This window comes from Pseudomonas sp. Root562 (genome assembly GCF_001427125.1).
Lineage (GTDB): Bacteria > Pseudomonadota > Gammaproteobacteria > Pseudomonadales > Pseudomonadaceae > Aquipseudomonas.
In genome coordinates this window covers 157332-166181 of record NZ_LMGK01000005.1, presented here as the reverse complement: position 1 = coordinate 166181, position 8850 = coordinate 157332, and the positions used below count along the sequence as shown (strand labels likewise).

Genomic DNA, 8850 nt, shown 5'->3' with positions numbered 1-8850 from the left:
GAAACGATGCATCGCCGATGGTAGTGTGGGGTTTCCCCATGTGAGAGTAGGTCATCGTCAAGATTAAATTCCGAAACCCCAATTGCGAAAGCAGTTGGGGTTTTGTTTTTGTGCGCAAGAAAAACGTGTCATGCGCGACACAAATTTGCACAGTTATTTTCCACCCAGGACACTAGAATAGGTCCAACTTTTTCAGATTCAGAGGGCTTATGCCAGAGCCGGTTGACACCCCAGGGCTGTCAGAATTACCACTAGAAAATCTGGTTGCGTGCCATGAGTGCGATTTGCTGATGCGCAAGCCCAAGCTCGCTCATGGCGAGAAAGCCCTGTGCCCGCGCTGTGGCTATGAACTCTATGCCCACCGTCACAACGTCGTGCAGCGAAGTCTTGCCCTGGTCATAGCGGCGCTGCTGTTGTACATCCCGGCGAACTTTTTACCCATCATGCAACTCAATCTACTCGGGCAATCGGCTCACGACACTGTCTGGAGTGGTGTGGTCGCGCTTTTTGACACAGGCATGCAAAGCGTTTCAGTGATCGTGTTTCTGTGCAGCATGGCCATTCCGCTGCTCAAGCTGCTGTGTCAACTGATCGTATTACTGAGCATCCGTTTCAATATCGGGCGCAGTTACGGCTTGCTGCTCTACCGCATTTATCACCACTTGCGCGACTGGGGAATGCTTGAGGTGTACCTCATGGGCGTATTGGTGGCGATCGTCAAACTGGCCGATATGGCAGCAATCACCGTAGGACTTGGTCTGGCGTGCTTTATTGGTTTGTTGCTGATTCAGGTCTGGTTGGAGGTCGTCATGTCACCTCACCAGATCTGGCAGGCTTTGTCAGGAGAAGATGCCCATGCGGGCGATTGATGCAGGCATTCTGATTTGTGCGGAATGTCATGAGTTGAACAGGCAGGAAGCTGATACCGATGAGCAAGTCTGTACACGCTGCGGAGCGTTGGTTCACGCCCGCCGCCCGAATAGTCTGGTTCGGACCTGGGCCTTGCTGATTACGGCTGCCATTCTTTACATACCGGCCAATATGTTGCCGATCATGACCGTCAATTCCCTTGGCAAAGGTGCGCCCAGCACGATCATGGCCGGTGTGATCGAACTGGTTCACTACGGAATGTTCCCCATTGCGGCCGTGGTGTTTATCGCCAGTATCGTGGTCCCCACGTTCAAACTCGTGGGTATTGGCCTGCTGCTGTTTTCGGTGCAGCGCCGTCAACCCTTGTCGGCCCGTCAACGCATCTGGATGTACCGCTTTATTGAATTCATCGGGCGATGGTCGATGCTCGATATCTTTGTGATCGCCATCCTGGTGGCGGTCGTTAATTTTGGGCGGCTTGCCAGCATTGAAGCCAATCCTGGTGCGGTCGCTTTTGCCAGCGTGGTAATTCTGACGATGCTTGCCGCAGTAACTTTCGATCCCCGACTGATTTGGGATAACACGGAGTCGGACGACGACCATGACTGATTTGCCTGTAGCGAAAACCCGACCGGCCTCGAACTGGTCAGCCATTTGGGTGTTACCTCTGATCGCCCTGATTATTGGCGGTTGGCTCGGCTGGCGTGCCTATAACGAGAACGGCATCGAGATACAGGTGCGTTTCGAGAGCGGCGAAGGTATCCAGGCCAACAAGACCGAAGTGGTTTACAAGGGCATGTCGGTAGGTAAGGTGAAAACCCTCAAGCTCGATGATGAAGGGAGTTCCAAGGGCGTCATCGCCACCGTCGAAATGAACAAGGATGTCGAGCAATATCTTCGGACCAGCACGCGTTTCTGGTTGGTCAAACCGAGTGTGACGCTCGCTGGTATCACCGGCCTGGAAACGCTGGTTTCGGGTAACTATGTGGCGATCAGCCCCGGTGAAGGCGAGCCCACTCGCAAGTTCAAGGCACTGGCCGAAGAGCCGCCGCTTTCCGATGCTCAACCCGGCCTGCACCTCACGATCAAAGCCGATCGACTGGGCTCTTTGAACCGTGGCAGTCCGGTGTTCTACAAGCAGATCAAAGTGGGACAGATCAAGAGTTACGTGCTCTCCGAGGATCAGAGCACCGTTGAACTCAAGGTGTTTATAGAGCCGACTTACGCCAAGCTGGTGCGTAAACACACGCGTTTCTGGAACGCCAGCGGCATCAGCATCGATGCCAATCTGTCAGGCGTGAAGGTACGCAGCGAATCTCTGGCCAGTATCGTCGCCGGCGGTATTGCCTTTGCAACGCCGGAAAACCGCAAGGACAGTCCGCCTACTGATCCGAGCTTGCCGTTCCGTCTGTATGAGGATTTCGATGCAGCGGCAGCGGGTATCAAGGTCAAGGTCAAGCTCAGTGACTTCGAAGGCTTACAGGCTGGTCGTACGCCGGTCATGTACAAAGGTATTCAGGTCGGCACGCTCAAGGCGCTCAAGGTTGATCCGGATCTCTCCGCCGCCAGCGCCGAATTGACGCTGGACCCGCTGGCCGAGGATTACCTGGTCGACGGCACGCAGTTCTGGGTGGTCAAGCCGTCCATTTCGTTGGCCGGCATTACCGGCCTGGAGGCATTGGTCAAAGGTAATTACATTGCTGTGCGCCCCGGTGACAAAGGTGCAGCGCCGCAACGTGAGTTCGTCGCGCGGCCCAAGGCGCCGCCGCTGGATCTGCGCTCGCCGGGTCTGCACCTGGTGTTGTTCACCGAGAACCTTGGTTCGCTGGAAGTCGGCAGCCCGATTCTCTACAAACAGGTGAAAGTCGGGTCGGTACAGAGCTACCAGTTCTCGCGTAAAAGAAACCAGTTGGTGATCGGCGTCCACATCGAGAAGGAGTACGAAAACCTGGTCAACGCCTCGACGCGGTTCTGGAATGCCAGCGGTATCACGCTGACGGGCGGGTTGACCGGCGGTATTCAAGTCAAGAGTGAGTCGCTGCAAAGCCTGATGGCTGGCGGCATTGCCTTTGAAACACCGCAGGCCAATGCGCCATTGCAGAAACGGATTCCGCGGTTCCGCCTGTTCGCCAGCCATGAGGAAGCCAATCAGAAAGGCGCGGTGATCACGATCAAGGTCGATCGCGCCGATGGGTTGCGAGCAGGGACTCCCATTCGCTTCAAGGGTCTGGATGTCGGCAAGATCGAGAACGTTGACCTCAGTGATGATCTTCAATCGGTACTGCTGACGGCACGCATCACCGAAGTACCCGAGCGCATCGCGCGAGTTGGCAGCGAGTTCTGGGTGGTCAAGCCTGAGTTGGGGCTGATCAAGACATCCAACCTCGAAACGTTGGTGACTGGGCAATACATCGAAGTGCAGCCAGCCGCGAAGAACCTCGGCCCGCAGAAAAGCTTTGTGGCTCTGTCCAGTCCACCCGAAACCGCCAAGGCTGAAGCCGGATTAAGCCTGGTACTGAGCGCTGCCCGCCGAGGTTCGTTGAAAGCCGGGGTGCCGGTGACCTATCGCGAAATCACCGTGGGTAAGGTGACGGGGTATGAGCTGGGCCAGACGGCGGACCGCGTGCTGATCCACATCCTGATCGAGCCTAAATACGCACCGTTGGTGCGTAGCGGTACGCGCTTCTGGAATACCAGCGGGTTTGATTTCGATGTCGGTCTTTTCAAAGGCGCAACGGTGAGAACCGAGTCGCTGGAAACCATGATTCAGGGCGGCGTTGCGTTTGCCACGCCGGACGGTGAGCGGATGGGCAGCGCCGTGCGGCCGGAACAGACGTTCCCGTTGTTCGACAAGTTCGAAGAGGAATGGCTGACCTGGGCACCGAAAATTTCCCTCGGCAAGTAAGCCGGCAAGAATGAAAAAGGCCGCGATCCATTGGATCGCGGCCTTTTTAATGCCTTCGACTAAACCGGATCAAACCGCATCCAGTTCCGGCTCATCCGCTGCAACGTTGAGCGTTGCCTTCACTTGATCGTGACGACGGATGTACTTCCAGTCCGCCTCGTCGATGTAGATGCCCGCCGGACCGCTGCCGCCTTCCAGGTCGATCGCGACACTGGCGCAAACCTGCGGTTTCACACTCGCGAGGATCGGCACGAAGCCCAGTTGCAGGCTGGTTTCCAGCAATGCAGCCTGGTTCTTCTCATCGATGTCCGCGGCTTCGTCGAGGTAGTACGGCAAGCGCACACGCCCGGCCAGGTCGCGGTCCATCAAGTGCAGCAACAAGTACATGTTGGTCAGCGCCTTGATGGTCATGGTGGTGCCGTTGGAGGCCGCGCCATCGATGTCGGTGTGGATCACCGGTTGACCGTTGACCTTGGTGATCTCGAACGCCAGTTCGAACAAGTCCTTGAGGCCGAGCTGGTTGTGGTTGGCCGCTACCAGTCGAGCCAGATATTCCTTGGCCTCTTCGTTCTTGTTGTCCTGTTCCGCGCTTTGGCTGAGGTCGAACACCGACAGGGTTTCGCCTTCTTCGTACTGACCGGCGCTGTGGATGATCTGGTCGATGTGCTTGAGCGCTTCCTTGTTCGGCGCGAGCACGATGCGGAAGCTCTGCAGGTTGGACACCTGGCGTTTGTTGATCTCGCGGTTGAACAGCGCCAGTTGATGCTCGAGGCTGTCGTAGTCGCTGCGGATGTTGCGCAAGGTGCGGGCGATGTCAGTCACAGCGGCACGACGGGCCTTGCCCAGGGTCAGGGCTTCATCGGTACGGTGCGCGTAGGCGTTGATCAGCAGTGACAGGCGACGCTCCATATCGTCTTCGCTGTCGAACTTGGCCACGCCCTTGAGGCGGACCTGCGCGTACAGCGCTTCGATCTGGCCATCAGCGCGCAACAGGCCTTGCCAGCTGTCCTGATAGTCATTGAGCAGTGGCAGCAGGTTGTCCATGGAGTCGTCGATCGGGTCCATGAACGGCGTGCCGAAGGGCAAGTCCGCCGGCAGCAACTGGCGGCGGCGCAATGCGTCGTCGAGGGTGCGTTGCTTGGCTTCCATGTCGCCGATCTGGCGGCCGACCAGTTGCAGCTTGGCTGACAGTTGCTGGACGCGCTCGGTGAACGCATCGCTGGAGCGCTTCAGCTCGTCCTGCGCCGCTTCCATTTGCGCGAGTTGTTCCAGTTTGTCGCCTTCTTCAGCGCTCAAGGTCTGGGCGCGACGGAAATCTTCCAGGGCTTTCTGCGCGTCCAGCACTTGCTGGTACAGCGCTTCGGTCTGGGTCTTGCTCGCGGCGCGGTCGGCAGCCACGGCTTGCTGGGTTTTCAGTTGCTTGAGTTCTTTGTCCAGACGCTCTTTCTGATCGCGCAACGCTGCACGGTCGGCCAGCGCCTGCAAGGCTGGCGGCTCGATGTGCGAGATGTCGATGGACAGGCCCGGCACTTCGAAGCGCTCGCCTTTGAAACCGTCGAGGATCAGTTCCACGGATTTCACCCAGTCGCCGTTCTCGTCGAGGGTGATGCCGTGCTCGCCCAATGGCAGGCTGAACAATGCGCTGTTGAACAGGCGCATCAGGCGCTCGACGTCCTGCTGCGAGAACTCTTCGCGCAGGCGCGCATAACTGTTGTTGTCGGCATGGTCGAGTTGCTGCTTGACCGACTTCAGGCGTTTTTCCAGCTCCCGCAGGCGCTCTTCCAGATCTTCGGCGCTGAACTGGCGCGACTGAGCCAGAGCACCGGCCAGTTCATCGTGAGCGTCTTTGGCCGCGAGCAATTGCTGCTCCAGCACTTTGACGTCATCGACCAGGGCAAAGCGGTGCTTGAGCACCGCCAGTTCGCCGAGCCAGCGCTGGATGCCGGTGATTTCCCGCTCCAGACGCATCAATTCCTGGGTGCCGCCACGCTGATCGTTTTGCAGGGCGTCCTGCTCGTTGCGGTAATGCTCGGCCTGAATGGTCAGCTCTTCCTTGCGCGCACTGGCGTAGTCCGACCAGGTGCCCAGCAGGGAATCGAGCAGTGGCGAAATCCGGTGCAGCTTGCCGCGCAGGATGTCGCGCTGCTTCACGCCATTGGCCAACGCTTCGACGAGTGGGCCGGCGGCGACCAGCGAGTTGTAGTCCTGCTCCATCCGTCGTACATCGCGGAAGGCTTCTTCGCACGCGGCAATGTAATCGACGCTACCGGAACGCAGGCTGTGCTCGAACGCATCGAGGAACAATTGCTTGAGCTTGGCCGCGGTAATTTCACGCATGTGCAGCAGGTTGATGAACAACGCGCGGAACGTCTTCAGGCTCTGTTCGCTGGTGGAGCGCAGCGGAATCAGTGTCAGGTCCAGCGGAATCGATGTGTGACCACCGACCAGCAGACGACGCAGTTCATCAGGCTTGAGTTCATAGGCTTTCAGGCCTTCGCGCTCGAGGTTGGTGAACAGTTCTTTCTGACGCAGGCAGGTGTCGTTTTTCTGGTAATGAGCCAGATCGAGCTTACCGGCGTAGGCGAAGAACTGGTGACCGAAACCACCGCCCGGGCCGCGCCCGACCACGCCGATCACGTGTGGGCCGTGGGGCAGGTTCACTTCCACCAGAATGTAACTGGTGTCCGAGGCGAAGTAGAAACGCCGGGATTGTTCCAGGCTGTACTTGCCGAAACTCATGTCCGACATGCGCGCCAGAATCGGGAACTGCAAGGCGTTGATCGAAGCGGATTTACCGAGGTTGTTCGCGCCGTAGACCGACAACGGTTCTTCCAGCGGAAACAGGCCGAGGCTGTAGCCGGCGGTGTTCAGAAGGGCAAAGCGGCGGATGCCGTAACGTTCCTTGCTCATGCGTCGAGCTCCTGTTCTTCGGCAATGGCGCGGGCCAGGGCGTCTTCTTCGCTTTCACTTTCGAATTCGCTCAGGTCCAGCGGGTCGTCGGTCTGCAGCAGTTTTTCGTCGCTGTCTTCGTCGATCAGCACCGGCACGGGCAGTGGCAAGACGCTGTGCAGGCTGGCGGCCAGGTCTCGGTCTTGCTGGACCGACAGGCAGACGTCGAGGAAGCGGTGCATCGGCGGCAGAAAGCGGTAAACGCCGTTTTCTTCGCTGGCGAAACCGAGTTGGGTCATGCGGCGCATGATCTTTTCTTCGAGTTCGTCCTGGGTCTGCACTTCGGCCTGAATGAACAGGTCGCGGTACTTTTCCAGCAACGATGGCAGTTCGTCGCGACCGAGGCTCCCACCGTCGAGCACGGCGATCGGATCGCGCCCCTGATCGGCCAGATGCTCGACGAGGATGAAGGTGAACAGCGCCAGGCGCTGGGCCGTCTTGTTTACCGCGGCAGCGGCGAGGTCCGGTACGAAATAGTAGAAACCACGGGTGTCGCAGACCAGTTCAAAACCCAGTGCCTTGAAGAGTGTGCGGTACTGGTCCTGAAAGTTCGACAGCTGAGCGTACAGCTCCGGATCGCGGCGGCTGACATGGTAACCCTTGAACAGCTCGCGGAAGATCGGCGCCAGTTGGGACAGTTCGGATAGATCAAGATGCATAAGGGGTGCTCGCAGAATCCTCGGTAGCGTCAGGGCCGGCCGAGAGCAGGGCGAAGGAGCGCAGGCTGACCTGGTGCTCATGTGTGAAGTAGTCGCGACGTTCCAGGCGTTCGCGCTTGAAGCGTTTTTCCCTCGACAGGCGCGAGAACCAGTACAGCAATTCGTCGGTGGCGCCGTCCGGTTCCTGTTCCAGCAGCCAGGTCATCAGATCCGGCATCGGCAAGGCGTCCTCGCAGCGCTCGAGCATTTCCCGGACCGTGCGTGGCGCACGCGGGGCATCGCCGCCCTTGTGGGTTTTGTGCGCCTTGGGAAAGCGCGCCGGTTTCGGTTCGAAACGGGCCAAAGCGTACACGTAGGCCTCGACCTGACTGGCGCTGCCGAGAAAGGTGCTTTGCGGGCGGGTGAACATCGGCATGGCCGCTTGCGGTACGGCGTCGATGCCTTTGCGGCGGATCATCGACAGCGCCAGCGCGGCGCCACGGGTCACCGCGTTATGTCGACGTGCTTCTTCGCGCAGCGGCAGCAGCAGTTCGCGGGCGTGACGCAGGGTCAATTGGGCGCTGGTCTGCATTTCGAGGATGCGCGCGTGGGTGCGCAGCAGCATGTCGTCATCGACCAGGTGGCCGAGCCGCTGCTGTTCGCTGAGCATCTTCAGCAGGACGGTCTCGACCTTGCGCACGCCTTGTTCGAAGGCGCCGTCGGCGTTCACCAGATCGATCATCGGTTCGACGTATTCGTCCCAGGTCGCCAGCACTTCAGCGTAACGCTGGCGCAGCGGAATCTGTCGGTCGCTGGTTTTCGCCCGTTCGGCGACAGCCACCAGTGCCTGTTCGTCGTTATCGAGCTTTTTCAGTACGTCACGGACGCGCATGTCGAGCAGACGCAACTGACGGGCGAGGTCATTGCCGTCACGGATATCGAATGCATCCTGGATGTAACCGGCCAGACGCTCGAGGTGGCGCAGATAGGCTTCGATCTCCAGGCAAAGGCCCAGACGGTGTTCACGGCGCAGATAGGCGAGGAAGTCGTGAATCTGCGCGTTGAGTTCGAAACGGTTCGGGCTTTTCGCCACGGGAACCAGAATATCGAGGCGAATCCACACATCCAGCAGGCTGGTGATGTCCTGCGGCGTACTGTCGAGTTGCTGGGCGGCCAACTGTGAACGCAATTCGTTGAGGCTCAGTGTGCCTTGGTCGAAGTGCTCGCACAGTGGCTCCAGAAGTGCCCAGTGTTCAGCGAGGGCGCGCAAGACGCGCTTGGGTTCGATCATCGGAATGGCCGGCTGTTGGCGATTAAAAGCCGCGATTGTACTGCATTGGGCGCGATGCGATTCACTCTCGGGACAGGCTGTCGCCTTTTTTCACTGGTGCAAAGACTATCGGTGCAGTCTGTCGATCAACTGCGGGCGATCTTGGGCGAAGGGCGGTAGAATCCCTCAACTTTAGTTATCCACAAGTGGCCGACCTT

Annotated in this window: 6 protein-coding genes; 3 read left to right on the top strand and 3 right to left on the bottom strand. The window is 58.8% G+C overall.

Annotation, left to right across the window (positions count from 1 at the left end; translation table 11 throughout):
• Nucleotides 1-209 precede the first annotated feature (209 nt).
• From ASD60_RS06990 to ASD60_RS06980, 3 genes are read left to right on the top strand one after another with little or no spacing between them, the layout of a single operon-like run.
• Nucleotides 210-869, top strand: a complete 660-nt coding sequence (locus ASD60_RS06990; RefSeq protein ID WP_056853298.1) for a paraquat-inducible protein A — start codon at nt 210-212, stop codon at nt 867-869.
• A complete protein-coding gene (locus ASD60_RS06985; RefSeq protein ID WP_056853297.1) occupies nt 856-1479 on the top strand; it encodes a paraquat-inducible protein A in 624 nt (207 codons plus the stop codon). The genes ASD60_RS06990 and ASD60_RS06985 overlap by 14 nt, the downstream gene beginning before the upstream one ends.
• A complete protein-coding gene (locus tag ASD60_RS06980; protein WP_056853296.1) occupies nt 1472-3775 on the top strand; it encodes a PqiB family protein in 2304 nt (767 codons plus the stop codon). Before ASD60_RS06985 ends, ASD60_RS06980 begins: the two co-directional genes overlap by 8 nt.
• A 69-nt stretch (nt 3776-3844) precedes the next feature.
• Here ASD60_RS06980 and mksF read toward each other — a convergent pair whose 3' ends face one another.
• The 3 genes from mksF to mksB are packed head-to-tail and all read right to left on the bottom strand — an operon-like array spanning nt 3845 to nt 8653.
• Complete coding sequence (gene mksF / locus ASD60_RS06975) at nt 3845-6685, bottom strand: Mks condensin complex protein MksF (RefSeq protein ID WP_056853295.1); 2841 nt, start codon at nt 6683-6685, stop codon at nt 3845-3847.
• Complete coding sequence (gene mksE, locus ASD60_RS06970; protein WP_056853294.1) at nt 6682-7383, bottom strand: Mks condensin complex protein MksE; 702 nt, start codon at nt 7381-7383, stop codon at nt 6682-6684. Before mksE ends, mksF begins: the two co-directional genes overlap by 4 nt.
• Nucleotides 7373-8653 (bottom strand): Mks condensin complex protein MksB, encoded by a 1281-nt coding sequence (mksB, locus tag ASD60_RS06965; RefSeq protein WP_056853293.1) that lies wholly within the window; start codon nt 8651-8653, stop codon nt 7373-7375. The genes mksE and mksB overlap by 11 nt, the downstream gene beginning before the upstream one ends.
• Between the last annotated feature and the right edge of the window lie 197 nt (nt 8654-8850).

What these genes read in the sequence shown, in the direction of transcription:
- ASD60_RS06980 (WP_056853296.1), top strand. Translation starts at nt 1,472, where the DNA reads ATGACTGATTTGCCTGTAGCGAAAACCCGACCGGCCTCGAACTGGTCA.
- mksB (WP_056853293.1), bottom strand. Translation starts at nt 8,653, where the DNA reads ATGATCGAACCCAAGCGCGTCTTGCGCGCCCTCGCTGAACACTGGGCA.
- mksF (WP_056853295.1), bottom strand. Translation starts at nt 6,685, where the DNA reads ATGAGCAAGGAACGTTACGGCATCCGCCGCTTTGCCCTTCTGAACACC.
- ASD60_RS06990 (WP_056853298.1), top strand. Translation starts at nt 210, where the DNA reads ATGCCAGAGCCGGTTGACACCCCAGGGCTGTCAGAATTACCACTAGAA.
- mksE (WP_056853294.1), bottom strand. Translation starts at nt 7,383, where the DNA reads ATGCATCTTGATCTATCCGAACTGTCCCAACTGGCGCCGATCTTCCGC.
- ASD60_RS06985 (WP_056853297.1), top strand. Translation starts at nt 856, where the DNA reads ATGCGGGCGATTGATGCAGGCATTCTGATTTGTGCGGAATGTCATGAG.